General features: G+C 72.4%; 19 protein-coding genes. 5 read left to right on the top strand and 14 right to left on the bottom strand.

Annotated features, from left to right (window positions below):
* Positions 1-4 precede the first annotated feature (4 nt).
* Both ACPXB1_RS01620 and ACPXB1_RS01625 read left to right on the top strand, forming a co-directional pair.
* Entirely contained in the window at positions 5-382 is a 378-nt protein-coding gene (locus ACPXB1_RS01620) for a DUF742 domain-containing protein (RefSeq protein WP_355592580.1), read from the top strand.
* A 1-nt stretch (position 383) separates the two neighbouring features.
* Positions 384-977, top strand: coding sequence for a GTP-binding protein (locus ACPXB1_RS01625; protein WP_007455465.1), 594 nt, complete (start codon positions 384-386; stop codon positions 975-977).
* Positions 978-1,149: 172 nt separating this feature from the next.
* On the opposite strand, the gene ACPXB1_RS01630 is transcribed toward ACPXB1_RS01625, so the two are convergent.
* Together ACPXB1_RS01630 and ACPXB1_RS01635 are read right to left on the bottom strand one after the other, a co-directional pair.
* Positions 1,150-3,561 carry a transposase gene (locus tag ACPXB1_RS01630; protein WP_355592848.1) on the bottom strand — a complete coding sequence of 804 codons (2,412 nt, stop codon included), beginning with the start codon at positions 3,559-3,561 and terminating at the stop codon, positions 1,150-1,152.
* Positions 3,562-3,600: 39 nt separating this feature from the next.
* Positions 3,601-4,614: a DNA primase gene (locus ACPXB1_RS01635; RefSeq protein ID WP_425734706.1), complete on the bottom strand. Its 1,014-nt coding sequence runs from the start codon at positions 4,612-4,614 to the stop codon at positions 3,601-3,603.
* A gap of 121 nt (positions 4,615-4,735) precedes the next feature.
* Between ACPXB1_RS01635 and ACPXB1_RS01640 the strand changes: the two genes are divergently transcribed.
* Positions 4,736-5,077: a PadR family transcriptional regulator gene (locus ACPXB1_RS01640; protein WP_355592576.1), complete on the top strand. Its 342-nt coding sequence runs from the start codon at positions 4,736-4,738 to the stop codon at positions 5,075-5,077.
* Positions 5,078-5,094: 17 nt separating this feature from the next.
* Here ACPXB1_RS01640 and ACPXB1_RS01645 read toward each other — a convergent pair whose 3' ends face one another.
* From ACPXB1_RS01645 to deoC, 10 genes are all read right to left on the bottom strand, one after another.
* Positions 5,095-5,772, bottom strand: a complete 678-nt coding sequence (locus ACPXB1_RS01645) for a permease prefix domain 1-containing protein (protein ID WP_355592574.1) — start codon at positions 5,770-5,772, stop codon at positions 5,095-5,097.
* Between the two features lie 67 nt (positions 5,773-5,839).
* Positions 5,840-7,657: a thiol reductant ABC exporter subunit CydC gene (gene cydC / locus ACPXB1_RS01650; protein WP_355630163.1), complete on the bottom strand. Its 1,818-nt coding sequence runs from the start codon at positions 7,655-7,657 to the stop codon at positions 5,840-5,842.
* The gene (gene cydD, locus ACPXB1_RS01655) at positions 7,654-9,330 is read right to left on the bottom strand and encodes a thiol reductant ABC exporter subunit CydD (RefSeq protein WP_355630161.1); all 1,677 of its coding nucleotides are present in this window, start codon (positions 9,328-9,330) and stop codon (positions 7,654-7,656) included. Before cydD ends, cydC begins: the two co-directional genes overlap by 4 nt.
* On the bottom strand, positions 9,327-10,334 hold the full coding sequence (locus ACPXB1_RS01660; RefSeq protein WP_355630158.1) for a cytochrome d ubiquinol oxidase subunit II: 1,008 nt from the start codon (positions 10,332-10,334) through the stop codon (positions 9,327-9,329). The genes cydD and ACPXB1_RS01660 overlap by 4 nt, the downstream gene beginning before the upstream one ends.
* A gap of 10 nt (positions 10,335-10,344) precedes the next feature.
* Complete coding sequence (locus ACPXB1_RS01665) at positions 10,345-11,595, bottom strand: cytochrome ubiquinol oxidase subunit I (protein ID WP_355630155.1); 1,251 nt, start codon at positions 11,593-11,595, stop codon at positions 10,345-10,347.
* Positions 11,596-11,895: 300 nt separating this feature from the next.
* Positions 11,896-12,801, bottom strand: a complete 906-nt coding sequence (locus ACPXB1_RS01670) for a M56 family metallopeptidase (protein WP_355592564.1) — start codon at positions 12,799-12,801, stop codon at positions 11,896-11,898.
* 7 nt (positions 12,802-12,808) lie between these two features.
* Positions 12,809-13,276, bottom strand: coding sequence for a BlaI/MecI/CopY family transcriptional regulator (locus ACPXB1_RS01675; protein WP_053659324.1), 468 nt, complete (start codon positions 13,274-13,276; stop codon positions 12,809-12,811).
* 256 nt (positions 13,277-13,532) lie between these two features.
* Positions 13,533-14,357 carry an aldehyde dehydrogenase family protein gene (locus ACPXB1_RS01680; RefSeq protein ID WP_355592562.1) on the bottom strand — a complete coding sequence of 275 codons (825 nt, stop codon included), beginning with the start codon at positions 14,355-14,357 and terminating at the stop codon, positions 13,533-13,535.
* Entirely contained in the window at positions 14,350-15,780 is a 1,431-nt protein-coding gene (locus ACPXB1_RS01685; RefSeq protein WP_377663966.1) for an aldehyde dehydrogenase family protein, read from the bottom strand. The genes ACPXB1_RS01680 and ACPXB1_RS01685 overlap by 8 nt, the downstream gene beginning before the upstream one ends.
* 6 nt (positions 15,781-15,786) lie before the next feature.
* Entirely contained in the window at positions 15,787-16,746 is a 960-nt protein-coding gene (deoC, locus tag ACPXB1_RS01690; RefSeq protein WP_355592558.1) for a deoxyribose-phosphate aldolase, read from the bottom strand.
* 133 nt (positions 16,747-16,879) lie between these two features.
* On the opposite strand from deoC, the gene upp reads away from it, so the two are divergent.
* Positions 16,880-17,512 carry a uracil phosphoribosyltransferase gene (upp, locus tag ACPXB1_RS01695; RefSeq protein WP_355592556.1) on the top strand — a complete coding sequence of 211 codons (633 nt, stop codon included), beginning with the start codon at positions 16,880-16,882 and terminating at the stop codon, positions 17,510-17,512.
* A gap of 74 nt (positions 17,513-17,586) precedes the next feature.
* Positions 17,587-18,264 (top strand): GOLPH3/VPS74 family protein, encoded by a 678-nt coding sequence (locus tag ACPXB1_RS01700; RefSeq protein WP_355592554.1) that lies wholly within the window; start codon positions 17,587-17,589, stop codon positions 18,262-18,264.
* 62 nt (positions 18,265-18,326) lie between these two features.
* Here ACPXB1_RS01700 and ACPXB1_RS01705 read toward each other — a convergent pair whose 3' ends face one another.
* Positions 18,327-19,994, bottom strand: a complete 1,668-nt coding sequence (locus ACPXB1_RS01705) for a phospho-sugar mutase (RefSeq protein WP_355592552.1) — start codon at positions 19,992-19,994, stop codon at positions 18,327-18,329.
* Positions 19,995-20,041: 47 nt separating this feature from the next.
* Complete coding sequence (locus tag ACPXB1_RS01710; protein WP_355592550.1) at positions 20,042-22,099, bottom strand: serine/threonine-protein kinase; 2,058 nt, start codon at positions 22,097-22,099, stop codon at positions 20,042-20,044.
* Between the last annotated feature and the right edge of the window lie 205 nt (positions 22,100-22,304).

A 22,304-nucleotide genomic window follows, 5' to 3' on the forward strand; every position in this document is an offset into this window, starting at 1 on the left:
CGACATGGCCGATCGTGACGAACCGACCGGAGCGTTGGTCCGTCCATACGCCGTGACCCGTGGTCGTACCCGCCCCCGGCTCGATATCGCGCTGGAGGCGCTCGTCGAAACGACGGTGCGTGGTCGGGCCGCTGCCCATGGCAACGGCGGTCAGGGCCGCGAACACCAGTACATCGCCGCGCTGTGTGACGGACGCGTGCAGTCGCTCGCTGAGATCGCGGCGCGGATGCAGCTCCCGCTCGGTGTGGCCCGGGTGCTCATCGCCGACATGGCGACGGACGGCCTGGTCGCGGTCCACGAGCCGACCATCCTGGACGACTCCGACGACGCGGTGGGCACTGAACTGCTGGAGAGGGTGCTGAGTGGACTTCGCAGGCTCTGACATGTCGCACCGCCCGCCGAACCCGAGCGGGCGCGTGACGTCGGCGAAGATCGTTATTGCCGGTGGGTTCGGCGTCGGTAAGACGACGCTGGTCGGCTCGGTCTCGGAGATCACGCCGCTGACCACTGAGGCCATCATGACCTCCGCTGGCGTGGGCGTCGACGACACCCGGCAGGTGCCGGGTAAGACGACGACCACGGTGGCCATGGACTTCGGCCGGATCTCGATCGACCGTGACCTGATCCTGTACCTGTTCGGTACGCCGGGTCAGACCCGATTCTGGTTCATGTGGGATGAACTGGTCCGGGGCGCGATCGGCGCGGTCGTGCTGGTGGACACCCGCCGGCTGGCCGACTGCTTCGCGGCTATCGACTTCTTCGAGCACCGGCGGCTGCCGTACCTGGTGGCCATCAACTGCTTCGACGGGATGCAGTACCACGACCCGCAGGACGTCCGGGACGCCTTGGCGATCTCGAGCGACGTGCCGGTGGTGGCCTGCGACGCCCGTAACCGGGAGTCGACGAAGCACGTACTGATCTCGCTTGTCGAGTACGTGCTCACAATGCGCCGTACGCGCGCCGTCGCTCCGGCCTGACCGGGACGATCCCGCGCCCGGTGGTGGCCCTGGCCGCCACCGGGCGCTTAGTGCTGCCCGGCCCCGGCCATCCGGGGTCTACGCAACGCAAAAGAGATCTTGGAAGGAAGTCGCCCCCTCAGGGGCCACCTCTTTCCAAGATCTCTTTTGCGTGTGGTGGGGGTGAACCCGGTCAGGACTGGTAGCCCGCGGAGCGGTACTCGTACTCGTGGTCGTCGTCGCGGTCACCGTGATCGCGGCTGAAGTCCCAGCCGCCGGCGGCCTCGCGACCCGGTCGACCGCCCACCGCGAACCCGCCGATCTCCTGCCCGCGACGCCAGCCCCGGAAGTAGCCGGTGGTGTTCTCCGCGAGGCTCGCGGCGTCACGCACTATCCGCAGTGGACGCTCCTCGCGCAGCGGGGAACCCGGGACGAGGTTGGCCTGCGGCACCCGCTTCGGCAGCCCGGCGTTGGTCTCGGCGCCGACCGACGGCCGGGCGGCCTGCTCGGCGGCCTGCCAGCCCGTGTCGGCAGTTGTCGACCAGTCCAGATCGGACTCCTCGGCGTGCCCGACGAACCAGGCGGACTTGGCCTGCGCGAAGATCAGCAGGTCACCGTCACCTTCGTCAGCGACCGGCGGCGGCCGATGCTCGACAGGGGGCGCCGGACGGTGCTCGGGGGCGCGGTCGGCGCGCGGCGACGGGCGGCCGTTGCGGGCGGCCTGCTCCCGGTCGACGAGCCGCAGCGGCGGCGTCTCCAGGCGCGGGTCGGTCGACGGGTTGAGCCCGTCCCGCAGCGCCCGGTCGGCCAGTGGCGGCGGCTCGACAAGCCGCAACATGGGCGGCTCCTGCGGCAGGTCGTCGGCCAGCCACGGCGGGGTGACCCGACCGTCGGCCCGACCCGGATCGGTCGGGGATTCGATGCCCCGACCGCCACCGTACGAGTAGGCGGCCGGATTGTTCGGCGAGCTGTCGGCCGGGTCCTCCGGGTTGTTGACCAGAGGCCAGTTGGCCCGGGAGCCCGGAGGCGCCTGCTGCTCCTGGCCCGGCCGGGGGGCGGGCACCGGGATGCTGAGGTCGGTGGCGCTGAACCCGCCGGTTGGCGGCTCCTCGATGGGCCGCTGGTGGCTGGGCTCGATGGGCCGCTGGTGGCTCGGTCGCTCGCCGTTGGTCTTGGGACGGGGCGGGATGACAGTCCGCTGCCGCTCGGCCCGCGCGTTGTTGATCGCGGCGGTGGTGAGGGTCGGCCGGAATGGCTCGCCCGCCTCGGCCGGCGGCACGGCGCCGCGCTGCGCCGGAGCGATCGGGGTGATCCCGGGCGGCGGAGGCGGCGGCGCGGAGACCGGCCGGTTGGTTGGGCCGTCGATCCGGCTCGGGAGCGGCTCGGCCCGCCCGGGAGGCGCCGACACCGGCGGGCCGGCCATCGCAGCCGGGGCCATGGGTGCGGGTGCGACAGGAGGCGGCGTGACCGGAGCAGGGGCGACGGGCGGCGGCCCGAGTGGGCGCGGCGACGCCAACGGGGCGCTGCCCGGGGCCGGCTCGGGACGGCTGCGCCGGCCGACGACTGGCGTCGGCTCGGGGGTCGGGGTCGGTCGGACGGCACGCAGGCCGTTGCCCGTGTTGGTCAGGCCGATCAGCTCGTCGGCAGAGTCGTCATGACGGGCTGCGGCACGGCGGCCCGGCGTCGGGGCCGGCGTCCGCACCCGTGCGCCGAGGGCGCTCACCAGCGCCTCGCAGCCGGCGTCACAGGCCCGCACGGAGGCGACGGCCTGCCGGACCGTCTCGGCCACGGCGGAGGTGAGTGCCCGGTTGACGGTGGCGCGTCGCGGTGTCTCCGAGATGGCGACCCGCAGCGCGGTGACCGCCTCGTTGATCTCTTCGGCGTCGGCCACCCCGTCCGATGCGAGGTGCGCGGCGATGGCGTCCGCGGCGACGGACACCTCGCGGCCGCGGGCGACGGTGCCGCCGAGCATGCCCGGCTCGGGCAGGGCGTCCAGCACCGCCAGTGAGACCGGCTCGGCCGGGTCCGGGTATGCGCGCAGCGCCGCCGGGTAGAGCTCCCGCAGCACCTCACGCAGCGCCACGGCGGCGGAGTGCCGGCCGCTGGCCAGAGCGGCGTGCGCGGCGAGCACCTGCTTGTAGCCGGCGAGGTCCCGGGGTGCCGGCAGTGTGACGGCGGAGAGTGCGCCGGCCTGCAACGCGCGGGCCAGGCCGACGGCACGACGCTCGGCCGGCGGCGACTGCATCTCCTCAAGCGAGTCGTCGTCGGCGAACCGCTCGGCGAAGTCGTCCACCAGGTCGTCGTCAGCGATCGCCAGGGGACGACCCGCCGCGCTCAACAGCGAGGTGACAGTGTTGTCGTCGCTGTCGGCGGCGATAGCCGCACCGCTCGGCCCGCCCGACCGCTCCACGAGCAGCGCGACGAGCTGGGCGTAGCCAGCCGCGTCGTCACCGATCTCGCTGACATGCAGCAGACGGCCTGCGTCATCGACCACCGCGGACGTCAGCGTCGACCTGGCCGGGGCCGGTCGGTCAGCCGAATCCGCCGAGGCCAGACCGCAGTACACGCGCACGAGCGCCAAGGCGTCGTCCTCCTCCCGGGACAGGTCTTCCTACTGCCAGCAACTGATGCTCCCCGGTACGGGTCAGTCGCGCCAGTCCACGACCGCAGAGATCTTGCCGACAATCGTGCGCCAACCCAGACTTGCGGTTTGTGCCCCGATTTTTTTCAACCGTCGCCGGCCCATGAAACCGCCGATGCCGCCGTTGACGGTCGCCCGCAGGGCCTCGTCCAGGTTGTCGAGGCTGGAGCCGGCGGAGAGCATGTCCAGGACCGCGGGCAGCTGCAACGCGTACGACAGGTCGCGGGCGACCTCGCCGGCCTCGATGAGCAGGGTCGAATCCCACGCGTCGTGCCCGCCGCGCAGGTTTTCCACAACGAGGTCGAGTTCGTAGGTGTCCTCGTCGAGCGGCACGATGTCGGCCGGCTCGACCCGTTCGGACAATTCATTCCAGCTGTCCAGTTGGGACAGATCATTCGGTGCGCCGGAACGGATGAAGCTGACCAACGACTCGGGGGTCTTGAACAGCAGCAGCTTGCCCCGGTGGCTGAGGAAGACCGGCACCTCCTCGTCGTCCGCCTCGTCGGTGTCGTCCTCGTCCTCGTCGACTTCGTCGGCGGTCGCGTCGGCGTCAGTGGTGCCGCTCCGGCGACGGCGCGACGGCTCGGTCTCGTCGTCGTCGGCGAACTCCTCGGCCAGGTCCTCGTCGAGGATGACGACGGTCTCGTCGTCCTCCTCCTCCTCCTCGATGACCTGACGGCGGGCGAGGAACGGGTCGTCCTGGTCGCGTTCGGTCACGTCGGTCGGGGTCAGCGACCCTGCCGGCCGGTACGCCCGCAGCGTGAAGCCGGTGCCGGCGGGCAGGGCGATCTCCACCGGGTCGATCCGCAGCTCTTCCCACAGCGCCCGGTCGACCGCGGCGCGGGGGGTGTCGTCGGCCTCGTCGGCCTCGTCGGGCTCGGCCGGGCCGGTGGTGTCGTCGAGCTCGGGCTCGTCGGCGTCGGGCCGTTGGGGCGACTGGCGGGCCACGCTGACCTCCGTGTGCTTCGGGTTGCTGACCCGCCGGCGTCTCGGACCGACGAGTGACTCTGGGCACATACCCTAGTCGGCGGCTCGGGAAGCTTGGAGCCCGCACCCCGTCGGCCGGTCGACGAACGGCTCGGGCCTGCGTGTGTGCGGCGGTGGCGCACAGGGCGCGCGACAAGTAGCGTTGCTACGCATGAAGGCCCAGTCGCTGCACGGTCACCTCGACGCCCTTCTCCTCGCCGTTCTCGAACAGGGCGCTCTGCACGGCTACGCGATCATCGAGTCGTTGCGCGCCCGCAGCGACGGCAGCCTCGACCTGCCCACCGGCACCATCTATCCGGCGTTGCGCCGGCTGGAGCGCGCCGGGCACGTGGCGAGCACCTGGAGCACTGTCAACGGGCGGGAGCGACGCACGTACCAGCTCACCGACTCCGGCCGCCGGGCGCTGGCCGGTGAGCGGGCCGGGTGGCAGGAGTTCCGCGTGACGGTCGGCAGGTTCCTCGACCCCGGCGCAGCCCCCACCACCTCGGCCTGAACGCACCGGGCCGCGGATCAGCGGGCGGCGGTGGCCCGCAGCCAGCCACGTGCCGCGCGGCTCAGCGAGAAGTACGCCCCGCCGGCCAGCACCAGACCGATGATCATCGGCGGCCAGGTCAGCGCCGCGTCCCACATGCCGAGGGACCAGCCGAAGAGCGCCCCACCGGTGAGCACGCCGAGCACCAGCACGCCCGTCAGACCGGTGCCCACCGCACGTTGCGCGACCGCCACGCCCGGTCGGGTCGACCGGGCGCTCACCGCCACCACCAGCAGACCCGCCACCGCGAGCAGCAGCGCGCTCACCCAGATCCAGTCGACGGACTCGGCAAGCAGCCGGTAGGCGAACGGCGGAGGCCCGCCGGCACTCCAGCTCGACCCGTGCCAGGTCAGGTCACCGGCCGCCACCGCCACGCCGGCCACGGCAAGCATCCGCAGGGAGAGCCCGCGCAGGGCCGCCACCGCCAACTCGGCCTGCCAGGAGGGCAACACCTGCGTCGCCGAGCCGAACTCGGCCACCGCCCGGCGCTGCGCCTCCGTGGGCGGCACCCCGACCTCGCGGTACGCGTCGACGACGTCCAGCAGATCGTGCCGCGCCTCGGTCAGCAGGTCGGACTTCAGCCGCGCCGGCCCGTGCAGCCGGGAGGCCAACTCTCGCAGGTGTTCCTCCACCAGGACGTCCTCGGCGCGTGGCATGGCACCACCCTGCCACGGCGCCGATGCCCCGACGTCAGGGAGAACCCTGGTCCGTCCCCGAAACGGGTCAGGGGGCGAGTGCCAGGTACCCGCGCTCGGCCGCCGCCTGGAGCAGCCACTGGTCCCGGTACCAGCCCGGCGCGGCGACCAGCTCGGCGTGCCGGCCGCGTTGGATCACCCGGCCACCGTCCAGGACGACGATCTCGTCCAGCTCGGCCAGCCCGCTGAGCCGGTGACTGATCAGCAGCACCGAGTGCCCGGCGGGGGTGGCGGCGAGTGCGGAGGCGAGCACCGCGTCCGCGGCGACCGGGTCCAGCCCTTCGGTGGGCTCGTCGAGCACCAGCACCGGGGGCGCGGCCAGCAGGGCCCGGGCCAGCGCGAGGCGCTGCCGCTGGCCGCCGGAGAGTTGACCGCCCTCCTCGCCGACCAGGGTGTCCCAGCCGGCCGGCTGGGCGCGTACCCAGTCGAGCAGGCCGGCGGCTTCGGTCGCGGCGGCCAGTTCGTCGTCGCTCGCGGCGGCCCGGCCGAGCAGCAGGTTCTCCCGCACCGTGGCGTGGAAGACGTACGCCTCGGCGAGCAGTCCACCGACGATGCGGGGCAGCTCCTCCTCGGCGTACGTGGACAGGTCCCGCCCGGCCAGGGTGACCCGGCCGGTGGTGGGGCGGACCGCGCCGGTCAGCACGGCGGCCAGGGTGCTCTTGCCGGCGCCGCTCGGGCCGACGACAGCGATCCGCCGGCCGGCCGGCAGGTCCAGATTCAGCCGGTCCAGTGCGGGTGCGGCACCGGCCCGGTACCGCACGGTCAGGTCGGTGAAGCGCAACTCGTGCGGGACGTCAGGAGCGGCATCACCTTCCGCGTCAGCCGTCACGGCGTCGACGGGTCGGGAGGTCGGCGCTTCGGCGTCGAGCAGGGTGGCCACCCGGGCCAGGCCGGGCCGCAGTTGAGTCCACTGTCGGGCGGCCGCGACCAAGGCCAGAGCCACCTCGACGGCGGCCAGTGAGCCGACGGCCAGCACCCCGACCAGCACCCCTCGCACGTCGGCGGCCAGCGCGACGAGCACCACGGCGGCGGCTGTCGAGCCGGCGACAAGCACCCCGACCGCGTCGACAGCGAACCCGGTGGCGGCCAGCCGGCGTTCCAGCCGGGCGAGCCGGCCGGCGCGGTCCTCGGCGGCGCGCAGCGCGTTGTCGGTCGCGCCGAACGCGGCCAGGTCGGCGGCACCGTGGGTGAGGTCGACGGCGTCGGTGGCGAGCGCGCCCCGCAGCGGGGCGACCTCTGCCGCGCTGCGCCGGGTGACCGCTGTGGCCAGCGCGGGCAGCGCCACCCCGGCGACGAGCAGGCCGACGGCGAGCACGGCGGCGGTCGCTGGCGAGATGAGCGCCGCTCCGCCCACCGCCAGTACGCCGACCAGAGCCGCCGCCGAGGCCGGCACCAGCACCCGTAGCAGCAGGTCCTGGACCGCCTCGACGTCGGAGACCAGTCGACTGAGGACGTCCCCGGAGCGGTGTCCGGTGGCGCGGCGGGCGGCGAGTGTGGCGAACACCCGGGCCCGGACGTCGGTGATCATGCGGAGCACCGCGTCGTGCCCGGCGAGCCGTTCGGTGTAGCGGAACACGCCCCGACTGATCGCCAGCGCACGTACGGCGACGATCGCCACTGTGAGCCGGTCCAGCGGAGGCTGGCCAGCGGCGCTCATCAGCAGCCAGGTGGCCGTGGCCATCAGGGCGAGACCGGCGAACTCGGTGGCTGCGGCGAGCAGTCCCGCGCCGACCAGCCGGCCCAGGTACGGGCGGGCGAGCCTCAGCACCGCCTGCTCGGCGGCCACCCGGCCGGCGGAGGGCGCGTCGCCGGCGTCGATCGTGCCGCTCGCCGGTGCCGTGCTCATCGGGCCACCTTCGGCATCGGTTCGGGCGTCAGTTCGGTGACCCGGCCGTCCTCGACGCGCAGGATCCGGTCGGCGTCGGCTAGCAGCGCCGGCCGGTGCGCGACAAGCAGCGCGGTACGTCCAGCGACAAGCCGGCGGGTGGCGTCCAGCACCACAGCCTCGGCGGCCGTGTCCAGCCGTGCTGTGGGTTCGTCGAGCAGCACCACCGGGGCGTCCCGCAGGAACGCCCGAGCCAGTGCGACACGTTGCCGCTGGCCGCTGGAGAGGCCGTGCCCGCGCTCGCCGAGCAGCGTGTCCAGCCCGTCCGGCAGACCGGCCACCACATCGTCGAGCGCGGCGTCGCGTACCGCTGCGGAGAGCGCCTCCGGCGGGGTGTCCGGAGCGCCGAGCCGGATGTTGTCGGCAAGCGTGGCGGCGAAGAGGTGCGCCCGCTGCGGCACCCAGGCGACCTGTCGACGCCAGGCGTCCGGGTCGGCGGTGGCGAGGTCGACGCCGTCCACGGTGATCCGGCCGCTTGTCGGTGTCACGAAGCCGAGCAGCAGGCCGAGCAGGGTGCTCTTGCCGGCGCCGCTGGGCCCGATGACGGCGATCCGCTCGCCGGGCCGGATGGTAAGTGTCACGTCGCGCAGCGCTGTGGTCCGCTCGTACGCCACTGTCACGGCCTCGAACCGGATCTCGCCTCGCCCGTGCGGGGTGGCAGCGCCCTCGCTGGCACGGGGGGCCGCCGGGGCGGCCGAGACGGTGAGCGCCTCGTCCAGCGCGGTGAGCCCCTCCATGCTGGCGTGGAAGCGGCTGCCGGCGGCCCGCAGCGGCAGGTACGCCTCCGGGGTGAGCAGCAGGATCAGCAGCGCGGTCTGGAGGGCCAGCCCGCCGCCGAGCAGCCGGATGCCCACCGGCACGGCCACCAGTGCCACCGACAGGGTGGCGACAAGCTCCAGCACCAGCGCGGAGAGGAACGCGATCCGCAGCGTCTTCATCGTGGCGATCCGGTGCCCGTCGGCCATCCGGCGGACCACCTCGGTCTGCGCCCGCGCCCGACCGAACGCCCGCAACGTGGGCAGCCCGGCGACCATGTCCAGGAAGTGCCCGCCCAGCAGGGAGAGCCGGCGCCACTGCCGCTCGGTCGCGGCCTGCGCCTGCCAGCCGAGCAGCGCGCCGAAGATCGGGATGAGCGGCAACGTACACGCGATGATCACCGCCGAGCCCCAGTCGGCGAAGACGACCCGGGCCAGCACCGCCACTGGCACCGTCACGCTGAGCACCAGCTGCGGCAGATACCCGGTGAAGTACGCGTCCAGCGCGTCCAGCCCTCGGCCGGACAGGGTGGCGAGCTGGCCGGCCCGCTGGCCGGCCACCCAGGCCGGCCCGTGCCGGCCCACCGCCTGGAACAGATCGGCCCGCAGCGTGGCCTTGACGGTGGCCGCGACCCGCGCGGAGACCGTGCCCTGTGCCCAGACCAGCGCCGACCGGGCGGCGACCGCGACCACGAAACCCGCCAGTGCCCGGCTGTTCAGCTCTCCTTCGAAGGCCGTGGCCAGCGCCGACGCCAGCGCGGTGGCCTGCGCGACGATCAGCCCGGCGGCGAGCACGCCCAGGAGCGCGAGCACGGCAAGGTCGCGCCGGGCCGCAGGGACCCGGCGCAGCAGACGCGGGTCGAAGGGACGGCGGTTCACCAGTACACCGGTGCCCTGCCGTCGGTCCGTCCCCGGAAAACCCACCAGCACATCGCCTGGAAGCCTAGTAGGGCCGGCAGCAGCGGTAACGCCACCCAGGTAAGCAGCCGCAACGTGGGTGTGCTCGCGGCGGCGTCGGCCACCGTCAGCGAGGCGGCCGGGTCGGTCGTGGACACCAGCACGTAGGGCCAGAGCGCCGCACCGACAAGCGCCACCGGCAGCGCCAGGGCGGTGCCGGTGGCGACCAGAGCCCACCCCGGTCGCCGCCGCGCCAGCGCCGCACGGGCCGCCAGCAACGCGCCCACGAGCAACACCGGCAGGAGTACGCCGAGCGTCGGCCGCTGGACGGCGTCGCGTACCCGAGCGGAGAGCAGGCCCACGACGGTGGCCAGGGCGACCGCGGACAGCGCCACCGGAACCAGCCGGCGGGCCGTGCGGCCGACCACCACGGCGTCGGCTGCCGGCAGCCGTAGCGTGAGGAAGGTCGCCCCGTGCACCGCGACGAGGGCGAGCATGGCCAGCCCGGCGGCGGCCGCGAAGGGCGTGGCCAGGTGGGACACCCCTGCCACGTGCCCGTCAGCCTGGCGGGGTACGCCCTGGAGCAGCGCGGCCAGCAGCACACCCCAGCCCAGCGCGGCGAGCATGCTGCCGACGATCACGACCCGGTCCCAGCGGGCACGGATGCGCTCGTCGGCCGACCGGCTGCGCAGCTGCACCCCGGCGGTGACCAGTACGACACCGACAAGCGCGCCGGCGACGGCCGGATAGCAGCCGGCGAGCAACTCACCCTCCAGCAGCGGGAACGCGCCGAACAGGATGCCGACGGCGGCGACCAGCCACACCTCGTTGCCGAGGAAGAACGGGCCGAGGGCGTTGAGTGCGCCGCGCCGACCGGCGGGCCCGATGCCGCGGGCCAGCAGCAGCCCCACGCCGTAGTCGTAGCCGGCGAGCACCAGGTAGGTGGCGAAGAAGAGGCCGAGCAGGGCGTACCAGGCGAGGTCCACGATGATCTCCTCAGAAGAGGGCGGGTTCGGGGCGGGCCGGCTCGCTGGACGGCGCCGGTGGGCGGCCGAGAGCCGGGTCGGCCGCGCCGCGTGCCGCGTGCCGGGCCAGCAGCACCCAGTTGGTGACGGCGAGGGTGCCCAGCAGGAGGCTGAAGCCGATGAGCGAGGTGAGCATCACGGGCGCGCCGACCGGGGAGACCGCCTGCTCGGTGGGCAGCAGCCCGTACGCCACCCAGGGTTGGCGGCCGACCTCCCGGGCGATCCAGCCGAGGATGACCGCGACGAACGGCAGCGGCAGGGAGAGCACTGTCAGCCAGAGCGGGAAGCGCAGCCGGATGATCCAGTCCCGGAAGAGCAGGGGGAGCAGGAACCAGACGCAGCCGAGGGCAAGGCCGATCAGGATCATGAAGCCCAGCCCGACGTTGGCAAGCACCGGCGGTGCGTAGTCGCCCGGACCGAACCGGGCCGTCCACTCGGCGATGAGCGCCTGCGCCTCCGGGCCCTGCCCGAACTTTGTGGGCTGCACGGCCCCGACAGCCCCGAACTGGGCGAACCCGAAGCCCTGCACCAGCGTGATGGCAAGTGCCGCGGTGACCAGGCCGATCCGCAGTGAGGTGCGGAAGAGCAGGAAATCGTGTGTACGCCGGATCAGGTGCCAGGCGCTGACCGCTGCCATGAGCATCCCGCCGACCAGCAGCGCGGCGGACACCACGTGCCCGAACGCCATGCCGAGGCTGGGGTTCGTCAGCAGCGCGCCGAAGCCGGTGAGGTGGGCGATCCCGTCGCGGACCTCGTAGCCGACAGGGTTCTGGAGCCAGGAGTTGGCCACCATGATCCAGAACGCTGAGGCGTACGCGGTGAGCGCCACACCCCACAGCAGCGCGAGGTGGACGCCCTTGCGGAGTCGGTGCCAACCGAAGATCCACATCCCGAGGAACGTGGATTCCAGGAAGAACGCCACGAGTGTCTCGATGGCCAGTGGCGCGCCGAAGACGTTGCCGACGTAGCGGGACAGGCCGCTCCAGTTCAGCCCGAACTGGAACTCCATCACGATGCCGGTGGCGATACCGAGCACGTAGTTGATGACGTAGAGCTGGCCCCAGTAGCGGGTGAGCCGCTCCCACTTCGGGTTGCCGGTGAGCACCCAGGCGGTCTGCATCCCGACCAGCAGGGTGACCAGCCCGAGCGTGACGACCACGAACAGGAAGTGGATCGAGGTGGTGGTGGCGAACTGCAGACGGGCGAGGAGCAGCGTGTCCATGGCCGGCTCTCCGTAAGGTGTTGGCTCCCTTGTCGTAGGAACTCTACACGTAGCGTCGCTACCTATAAGTCCACGGCTACTACAAGAAGTCGTACGGCGGTGGGTTCCGAGCCTTCGAGCCTTCGGGGCAAGATCGTGCTCGATCCTGGATGAAGTGGCCTCGCGCGCCCGGAATGCCACTCGATCCTGGATCGAGCACGATCATGCGCGCGATCTCGCAGGGCGGCGCAGCGCGCGGCAAGGCAAGGGTGCGGCAGCGCGGCGCGCGGCCGGGCAGGGCGCGGCGCGGCGCGTGGCGGGTCAGCTCAGGAAGAGGCTTATCGGCAGGGCCACCAGGGTGGCGGCGACGGCCAGGGCGGTGCCGCCCAGGATCCGGGGCGGGCTGTCGCTGATCAGGAGGCGCTGCACGCGTACGTCAAGGTCTCGATCGCCCATGCCCAGCGCGCCCGCCGGGGTGATGCGGTGGCCGGCGGCGGCGAACCTGCGTAGCGCGCCCGCCAGTGGCGCTTCGGCGTGCAGTTCGCGTGCCTTGTCGTCGGCGCGCATCTCGACAAGCAGGGCGACCCTCTCGTGCGCGTCCCGTACCCATCCGAACCACGGCAACGCCCGGCAGAGCGCGGTGAACGGCAGCAGCACCAGATCGTGCCGCTCGTTGGCGTGTGCGCGCTCGTGGCTGAGTACGGCGGCCAACTCGGCCCGGTCCAGCAGGCTGAGCGTGCCCGCGCTGACCACCACCTGCGGCCGGACGCCGGGTAGGCAGTACGCGGCGGCACTGGGGTGGTCCAGTACGAGTGCGCCGGGCGCGGCGGGGTCGTTGCGGGCCACAAGTGTGAGCAGGTCCCGGTGCCGGCGCTGGGCGAGGACGGCGCCGTGGATGCTGCGCGCGGTAGTGGCGACGAGCATCGCCCAGATGCCGATGCCCACACCGACTCCGGCCAGGTGGAACGCGGTCTCGCCGGCCGGCAGGGTGCCGTGGACGAGATCGCTGGCCAGGGCGAGCAGTGCGCTTCCGGTCGGCAGGTCGTACGCGGACAGGCCGAGCGCCATCGGCAGGCCGATCGCGGAGAGGCCCAACGCCAACCCGACGGCCTGCCAGCAGATGATCGCCACCCGAGGGCTGCGCCACGTCCAGGTGGAACGGGCCAGCACCTGAGCGGTCAGATAGCAGGCCAGCATGGTGGCGGCGAAATGCGCGGCGTACGCCATGGCGCGCCTACCGCTCCGCTGCCTCGCCGGCCGGTCGGCGGCCGGTCGGCCCGTCCACCCGGTCCGTCAACTCCGTGGCCGTCCCGCCCTGGTCGCCGCCGGTGGAGCCCGAGCCGGCCTCGGTCTCCAGAGCTGCCCGTAGCACCTCTGCTTCGGTGCCGGTCACCGAGCGGGCGAAGCGCACCAGCGCCGCGTCCCGACTGCCACCCAGGTCGAGGGCATCGAGCATGAGCTGGGCGATGTGCGCCTCACGGCTGGCCGCGGGTCGGTAGCGCCAGGCCCTGCCCTCCCGCTCCCGCTGCACCATGCCCTTGCCGGCCAGTCGATCAAGCACTGTCATCACAGTGGTGTAGGCCAGTTCGCGGCCGTCGAGCGCGTCGGCAACCTCGCGCACGGTCACACCGTCCGACGTGCCGGGGACCACGTCCCACAGCACGTCCATCACCGCACGCTCAAGATCACCCAGCCGAGTCACGCCGCCAATCCTACCCTCGGTAGTAGACCCCCACCCACCCCGCACGACCAAGATCCGCACAAGAGCAGTGAAGTAGTGGCCTCGACGTGCTCGAAGGCCACTACTTCAAGGAAACAGCGATCTGGACGCGCCAAGATCGAACCTCGAAACGGACCCGGCCCAGGTCAGGTTTTCCGAGGGAGCCCGCCCACGCAGGGATCAAGCCTGACCGCCCGGAGTGGGCGGGCTCCCCGGAAACCAGAAGGCCGAGACCGCATCACACCCCCTTGGGGTGCCAGACCGTCTTCGTCTCCAGCAGGGCGGTCATCCGGGTCACGCCTGGATCGGCGGACCAGTCGTGGTCGGCCGGGGCCGGCCGGAGCACCCGCTTGAGGTTCTCCGCGGCCTTGACCTCCAGGTCGGCGGCCAGGTCGGCGTCGGTCACCCCGGTCAGGTCGATCGCGTTGACGTCCATGTGGGCCGCCAGCGTCGGCGCGGTTTCGGTGATCGCGCCGGTGAGGATGTTGACCACCCCGCCGGGCAGGTCGGAGGTCGCAAGCACCTCGGCGAGGGTCACCGCCGCGAGAGGTTCGGTCGCGGACGCCGCCACCACCACGGTGTTGCCTGTGACGATCGCGGGAGCGATCACACTGACCAGGCCGAGCAGCGCCGGTCGTTCCGGTGCCACCACCGCGACCACGCCCGTCGGCTCGGGAGCGGACAGGTTGAAGTACGGGCCGGCGACCGGGTTGGCGCCGCCGTACACCTGGGGGAGCTTGTCGGACCAGCCGGCGTACCAGACCCAGCGGTCCACAGCGGCGTCCACCTCGTCGCCGGGCACGCCCAGGGCCACGAACTGCTCGCGGCGACCCTCAAGCATCTCGGCGACCCGGTAGAGGATCTGACCCCTGTTGTACGCGGTCGCGCCGGCCCAGCCCTTCACGGCGGCGCGGGCGGCGACCACCGCGTCCCGGGCGTCCTTGCGGGAGGCCAGTGACACATTCGAGGACTGCACGAGATACGACCGTCCCGACTCGCTGCGCGGGAACTTCCCGCCGATGAAGAGCTTGTACGTCTTGCGTACCGCGACCCGCTCAGACATTGAGGTAGCCCTCCAGCCCGTGCCGGCCGCCCTCGCGACCGTAGCCCGACTCCTTGTAACCACCGAACGGCGAGGTGGGGTCGAACTTGTTGAACGTGTTGGCCCAGACGACTCCGGCGCGCAGCCGGTCGGCCATCCACAGGATCCGGGAGCCCTTGTCGGTCCAGATCCCGGCCGACAGCCCGTACGGCGTGTTGTTCGCCTTCTCGACGGCCTCGGCCGGCGTGCGGAAGGTGAGCACCGACAGCACCGGCCCGAAGATCTCCTCACGGGCGATGCGGTGCGCCTGGGTGACCCCGGTGAAGATGGTGGGCGCGAACCAGAAGCCCCGGTCGGGCAGCTCGCACGGCGGCGACCAGCGCTCGGCGCCCTCGGCTGCGCCGGCGTCGGACAGCTCGCGGATCCGCTCCAGTTGGGCGGCCGAGTTGATGGCGCCGACGTCGGTGTTCTTGTCCAGAGGGTCGCCGACGCGCAGGTGGGCCATCCGGCGCTTCAGCGACTCCAGCACGCGGTCGGCGACGTTCTCCTGGACCAGCAGCCGCGAGCCGGCGCAGCAGACGTGCCCCTGATTGAAGAAGATGCCGTTGACGATGCCCTCGACCGCCTGGTCGATTGGCGCGTCGTCGAAGACGATGTTCGCGGCCTTGCCACCCAGCTCAAGGGTGAGCTTCTTGCGGGTGCCCGCGACGGACCGGGCGATGGCCCGGCCGACCTCGGTGGAGCCGGTGAAGGCGACCTTGTCGACGCCGGGGTGCTCGACGAGCGCACGGCCGGTGTCGCCGGCGCCGGTGACGATGTTGACCACACCGGCCGGCAGGTCGGCCTGCTGGCAGATCTCGGCGAACAGCAGCGCGGTCAGCGGGGTGGTCTCGGCCGGCTTCAGCACCACTGTGTTGCCCGCCGCGAGCGCCGGGGCGATCTTCCAGGCCAGCATGAGCAGCGGAAAGTTCCACGGGATGACCTGCGCGGCGACCCCGACCGGCTGCGGGTTCGCGCCGAACCCCGCGTACGGAAGCTTGTCGGCCCAGCCCGCGTAGTAGAAGAAGTGCGCGGCGACAAGCGGCAGGTCGACGTCGCGGGACTCCCGGATCGGCTTGCCGTTGTCCAGTGACTCCAACACGGCCAGCTCGCGGGAGCGTTCCTGGATGAGCCGGGCGATCCGGTACAGGTACTTGGCCCGGTCCCGGCCCGGCATGGGACCCCAGACCTTGTCGTACGCCGTGCGCGCGGCGCGTACCGCACGGTCCACGTCCTGTGCGCCGGCCTCGGCGATCTCGGCAAGCACCTCCTCGGAGGCGGGGTTGATCGACTTGAAGCTGCCGCCGTCGGTCGGGTCGACGAACTCCCCACCGATATACAGCCCATAGGCGTTTTTGAGGTCCACCACCGAGCGGGACTCGGGGGCGGGTGCGTATTCGAACATCGGCTCTCAGTCCAGGGTGAAGTAGTCGGGACCGGAGTAGGTGCCGGTCGTCAGCTTGGTGCGCTGCATCAGCAGGTCGTTGAGCAGGCTGGAGGCGCCGAAGCGGAACCAGTCGGGGTCGAGCCAGTCCGCGCCGACGGTCTCGTTGACCATCACCAGGTACTTGATCGCGTCCTTGGTGGTCTTGATGCCGCCGGCCGGCTTCACGCCGACCTGCCGCCCGGTGGCCGCGCGGAAGTCGCGGACGGCCTCAAGCATCACAAGGGTCACCGGCAGCGTCGCAGCGACCGGGACCTTCCCGGTCGACGTCTTGATGAAGTCGCCGCCGGCCAGCATGGCCAGCCAGGACGCGCGGCGCACATTGTCGTAGGTGGCAAGCTCGCCGGTCTCCAGGATCACCTTGAGGTGGGCGTCCCCGCAGGCTCCCTTGGTGGCCACGATCTCGTCGTAGACCTCCTTGTAGCGCCCGGCCAGGAACGCGCCCCTGTTGATCACCATGTCGATCTCGTCGGCGCCGGCCGCGACGGCGGCCCTGGTGTCGGCGAGCTTGACCTCCAGCGGCGCCTGGCCCGACGGGAAGGCGGTCGCCACGCTGGCCAGGTGGACACCTGAGCCGCGCAGCACCTCGGCGACGTACGGGACCATTGCCGGGTAGACGCAGACGGCGCCGACGTGCGGGCAGGACGGGTCGGCCGGGTCGGGGCGAAGTGCCTTCGCGGCCAGCGCGCGGACCTTGCCGGGGGTGTCCGCCCCTTCCAGGGTGGTCAGGTCGACCATGCGGATCGCCAGGTCGATGGCCTGCGCCTTGGCGGTGGTCTTGATGGAGCGGGTGCCGAGCTGCGCCGCCCGCTGCTCCGCGCCGACCTGATCCACGCCGGGGAGGCCGTGCAGGAAGGTCCGCAGAGCGGTCTCGGATCGTCCCAGCTCGGAGAGGTCCGACCGGGCCGACGTCGTTGTCGCCGTCATGTCTCGGAGTCTACGCACGGAACGAGCCTGTGATCTTGCTCACGCAAGTCGCCTGGGTGGCCCGGGTGAGCGGCGTCGCTGGTCCGACAGCACCCGCACCACCGCCGCGGCCCGCCCGGTAGGTTGAGCGATCGTGGACGTACACGTCATTGACCACCCGCTGGCCCAGTCCCGGCTGACCGCCATGCGGGACGCGCGCACCGATTCCTCGACGTTCCGGGCGGCGCTGCACGAACTGACCACCATGCTGGTGTACGAGGCGGCGCGCTCCTTCCCCGTCGAGCAGTACCCGGTGCAGACGCCGGTCACCGGCACCGTCGGCACCCGGCTGGCGAACCCGCCGCTGCTGGTGCCGGTGCTGCGCGCCGGCCTGGGCATGGCGGACGCCGCGCTCGGCCTGCTGCCGGAGTCGTCGATGGGCTTCGTCGGCCTGGCCCGCGACGAGGAAACCTACGAGCCGCGCGCCTACATGGAGTCGCTGCCCCGGGAGCTGGCCGGCCTGCCGGTGCTGGTGCTCGACCCGATGCTCGCCACCGGCGGCTCGCTGGAGCACTGCTGCCGGCTGCTGGCCGACCGCGGGTGCACGGACATCACAGTGCTCTGCGTGCTCGCCGCGCCGCTCGGTATCGAGCGGCTGGAACGCTCCGGCCTGCCGTTGCGCCTGGTCACGGCCTCGATCGACGAGGGGCTCAACGACAGCATGTTCATCGTCCCCGGGCTCGGCGACGCCGGTGACCGCCAGTTCGGCGGCATGCCCCGGTTCTGACGCGCCACCCGGTCGGTGGTGGGTGCCGGCGGGTTCGCGCGCGGTGGTGCGCGAACCCGCTAGCGTGTGCGGCCATGACAGGTGTTGCGCTCGCCGAGGAGTTGCTGCTACTCGCCTACGACGACACGACTGGCAAGGCGACGATGCCGCGGATCAGCCTGGACCTGGGCATGGCCGCTGCGGTTCTCATCGAGTTGGCCCTGGCGGGCCGGCTCGCGTACGCCGACGGGGCGCTCACGGTGATCAACCCGACGCCTACCGGCGAGCCGGTCGCCGACGAGGTGCTGGGCCGGATCGCCGCCGACACCCCGCACACCCCGGCCTCCTGGGTGCAGCGTCTGCGGCACGGCCTGCGCGACAAGATCCTCGGTGACCTGTGCCGGCAGGGCGTGGTGCGGGACGTCGACGAGACCGAGCTGGGTTTCATCCACGTGCACCGCTACCCCGTGGTGGACGCCTCCGTCGAGGCCGACACCCGGCATCGGCTGACCGAGGCGCTTACCGGCTCGGTGGCACCGGACGAGCGGACCGCCGCACTTGCCACCTTGGTCGTGGTGCTGCGGATGGAGTCGGCGCTCGGCATGAGCGGCGACGACGCCGCCGACGCCCGCCGGCGGCTGGAGGAGATCGCCACGGGCGCCGGCTTCTCCGGCGAGGTGAGCATCGACGACTCGGTGGTCCGCCCGTCGGTGGGCCTGGTCGTGGCCGCCCTGGGGAGGGCCGTCGACCAGGCGCTCGGCCCGCGCCGCTGACGCGCGTTAGGAAGGGCCCCTTTTTATGCACCAGGCGTTAATAAGGGGCCCTTCCTTGCGCGCTAGAGGCCGAGGGCGGCTGCGACCTCGGCGCGAAGTTGCGCGATCGCCGCGCCGGCGCGGGCACGTGCGGCGGCGACGTCGCCGTCCGCGACCGGCTCCACCACCTCCAGGTACGCCTTGAGCTTCGGCTCGGTCCCGGAGGGGCGGATCACCACCCGCGCGGTCCCGGTGCGCAGGATCACCACGTCCGACTCCGGAAGCAGGTCCCGGACGCTGTCGATCTGCTGCCCGAGCAGAACGGTGGGGGTGGCTGCCCGAATCCGGGCCATCGCGTCGGCGATCACCCGCAGGTCGTCCACCCGGACGGAGAGCTGGTCGGTGTGGTGCACGCCGAACTCGGCGGCCAACTCGTCCAGCCGGTCGGCAAGCGTACGACCCTGCGCCTTGAGGCCGGCGGCCAGCTCGGCGACCGTCAGTGCGGCGGTGATGCCGTCCTTGTCCCGGACGTGCTCGGGGGCGACGCAGTAGCCCAGCGCCTCCTCGTAGCCGAAGACAAGTGGCGCGCTTCCGCCGCCGGCCCGGACGATCCACTTGAAACCGGTAAGGGTCTCGTCGTAGGGCAGGCCACGGGCCGCGCACATCGCCCGCAGCAGCGACGACGACACGATCGTGGTGGCGTAGAGCCCTGTCACGCCGCGTCGCATCAGGTGGTCGGCGAGCAGCACGCCCACCTCGTCGCCGCGCAGCATCCGCCAGCCCTGCCCGCCGTCACGGATCACCACAGCGCAGCGGTCCGCGTCCGGGTCGTTGGCGATGGCGAGGTCCGCGCCTGTCGAGTCGGCAAGCGCGATCAGCCGGTCCACCGCACCCGGCTCCTCCGGGTTGGGAAACGACACGGTGGGGAACTCCGGGTCGGGTTCGGCCTGGTCGGGCACCACACCGGGGACCGGGAAACCGGCCCTGACGAACGCCGCAGTGAGCACCGCGGCACCCACACCGTGCAGAGGGGTGTAGGCCACCGACAGGTCCCGTGGCCCGTCCGGGTCGATGACCGCTGTGGCGCTCTCGACGTACGAGGCGACCAGGTCGTCGCCGAGGACCTCGCCGGCCCGGCCCAGCGGCACCTCGATGAGGGGGCCGACAGCTCGGATGGCGGCCTCGATGCCGGCGTCTGCCGGCGGCACGATCTGCGCTCCGGCACCCAGCTCACCACCCAGCTCCGCGCCCAGGTAGACCTTGTAGCCGTTGTCCTGCGGCGGGTTGTGGCTGGCGGTGACCATCACGCCGGCCACCGCGCCGAGCTGGCGCACCGCGTACGCGAGCACGGGGGTGGGCAGCGGTCGGGGCAGCAGCAGCGCCGGCCGGCCGGCGCCGGTGGCCACCTGTGCGGTGCGCTCGGCGAACTGCCGGGAACCGTGCCGGGCGTCGTACCCGATCACCAGGGGGCCGGTGCCGCCCTGGGCGGCGAGCCAGCCGACCAGCCCGGCGGCGGCCTGGGTGACCACTGCGAGGTTCATGCCGTTCGGGCCGGCCCGGAGCGGGCCGCGCAGACCCGCGGTGCCGAAGGTCAGCGGGCCGGCGAACCGGTCGGCCAGCTCGGGGGCGCTCGCCGGCAGCCTGTCGATCACCGCCGTCAGCTCGTCCCGGGTGGCCGGGTCGGGGTCGTCGGCCAGCCAGCGCCGAGCTTGCTCGCGAATGTCGTCGATGTCAGGGGTGTCCGCCGCCATGCCTCTTGATAGCACGGCGGCGGATCAACGCTGTCGGTTCCCTCGGCTCAGCCGTCGCCGGTGAGCTGGAACGTCCGCACCATCTCGTCGAAGATCGGCTTGCTCTCGGCGAACTTGGTGTCGGTCGAGGTGAGGTAGAACGAGTACGCCTTGCCGTCCTGTGCGACGCCCCGCCAGATGCCGTGCCGCATGGCGTCGCCCTCACCGCAGGTGTATTCGAACTCGGCGGCCGGCTTGCTTGCCAGCTCGGTCTCGGTGGAGGCGATCTGGTTGTACGGCTTGACGCAGGAGGTGCTCCTGGTCTTGAGGCCGTTCTCGGCCGTCTCGGCCCACCGGGTCGAGCTGCTGGACCACTTCTCGGTGATGATCCGCACCTTGCGGCCGCTGTCCTCCGGGTCGATGTAGTCGGTGTACGAGCCGCCGGTGGCCTTCTTCCAGCCCTTGGGCACCATGACCTGGATGCCCCGCGCGACGTGCTCCTGCATCTCGAGGCCGGGCCCGGCCGCCGCCGACGGGTTGGGCTGCGCCTGCGGGGTGGTCGGTGCGGGGTCGTCGTCACCGGAGAACACCAGCACGCTGAGCAGCAGCACCAGTGCCAACCCGCCGGCCGCGGCGAGCTGCACCTTGCGCGGCCAGCCCTTGACGGTGCCGACCAGTTGACCTCCGGTGGCGCGGACCTTGTCGAGAGCGCCGCCGCCCGGCGCGGTGGACGGCGTCGTCCACGGCTGACCGGTGCCGGGCACCGACCACTGGTTGCCGCCGCCGTAGGTGCCACCGACGCGCTGGGTGGCCTCCGACCCGCCGTACGGGACCTGCTGGGTGGCATCGGCTCGGCTGCCGTAGGTGACCCGCTGGGTGGCGTCCGGGTGTGCTCCCGCGTCCACCCGCTGGGTGGCGTCGGCGTTGCCGCCGTAGGTGCGTCCAACTGCGGGACGGCCCGTGGAGGGCATCGCGCCGGTGGGTGTGTGCAGTGGGCCGGCGAGCGCGTCGGCGCTCGTCTCGTCGAGCCCGGCGGCGGCGGAGGCAGGGGCCCCCTGGGGGCGTTCGCCCTTGCGCAGCGAGGCCAGCCGGTCGGTAAGCGACTCGTTCGGGGCGAGCATGGCCCGGCCACCGATCTGGTTGTCCGGCTTCGACTCCTGCGCGGCGGGCAGTGCGATCGGCGCGGGGCGCTGCTGCACCGGAACGACCGCGTACGGGTCGGTGACCGAGTGCACGGCGGTGGCGGTGCTGCCCAGCGGGCCGGCGAGCAGCTCGCGCAGCATCGCCCGGGAGGTGTGCACGTCCAGCCGCCGGGCCGGGTCCTTCTCCAGGAGACCCATCAGCACCCGGGTCAGCGGGCCGCTGCGCTGCGGCGGAGCCGGCGGGTCCTCGACAACTGCGTGCATGGTCTCGATCGGGTCGCCCTTGTCGAACGGGGGACGCCCCTCGACGGCGGTGTAGAGCGTCACGCCCAGCGAGAACAGGTCGCTCGGCGGGCCGAACTCCTGACCCATGGCCCGCTCTGGCGAGATGAAGTGCGGCGAGCCGAGCACCATGCCGGGGGTGGTGAGCTGCACGTCGGTGGGCATCCGGGCCACACCGAAGTCGGTGAGCACACAGCGCCCGTCGGTGCAGATCAGCACGTTGGCGGGCTTGACGTCGCGGTGCAGCACACCGATGGCGTGTGCGACCTCCAACGCGCCGAGCAGCGCGATGCCGATCTTGGCGACCGCGCGGGGTGCAACCGGCCCGTCCTCGATGACCATGTCGGCGAGGCTGCGGGCGTCCAGCAGCTCCATCACGATCCACGGGCGACCGGCCTCGGTGACCACGTCGTACACCTGCACCACGGCGGGGTGCTGGATGGCGGCGGCGGCGCGGGCCTCGCGCAGGGTGCGTTCGTACATGGCGTCGCGGTCGCTGGGGGCAAGGCCCGGGGGAAGGACCACCTCCTTCACCGCCACATCGCGGCGCAGCAGGGTGTCTGTGGCGCGCCACACCGTGCCCATGCCGCCGTTGCCCACCGCGGACCGCAGCGAGTACCGGTCACCGATGGTGGTGCCGGGCGCCGCTCGTCCGCTGGCGGGACTTACCTGTCCGCCGCTCCACGTCGGGATCTGAGTCACAGAAAAGCCACCGGGGGAAATCGAGGGGGGCTGGGACACAACCCCCCTATCTTGCTGGTTCCGACGCCCGATGCGAAAGCCGACGCGGCGGACGTTTGGTGAAGTCGACAGATCGTGCCCGCCCGTTCACCTCCCGTCGACAGGTGAAGACGCACTGTGCGGTATCCCTCACCCGGTGGGACGCCGACGCGCCATACCATCCGGA

It is taken from the genome of Micromonospora sp. DT68, assembly GCF_049847245.1.
GTDB lineage: Bacteria > Actinomycetota > Actinomycetes > Mycobacteriales > Micromonosporaceae > Micromonospora > Micromonospora profundi.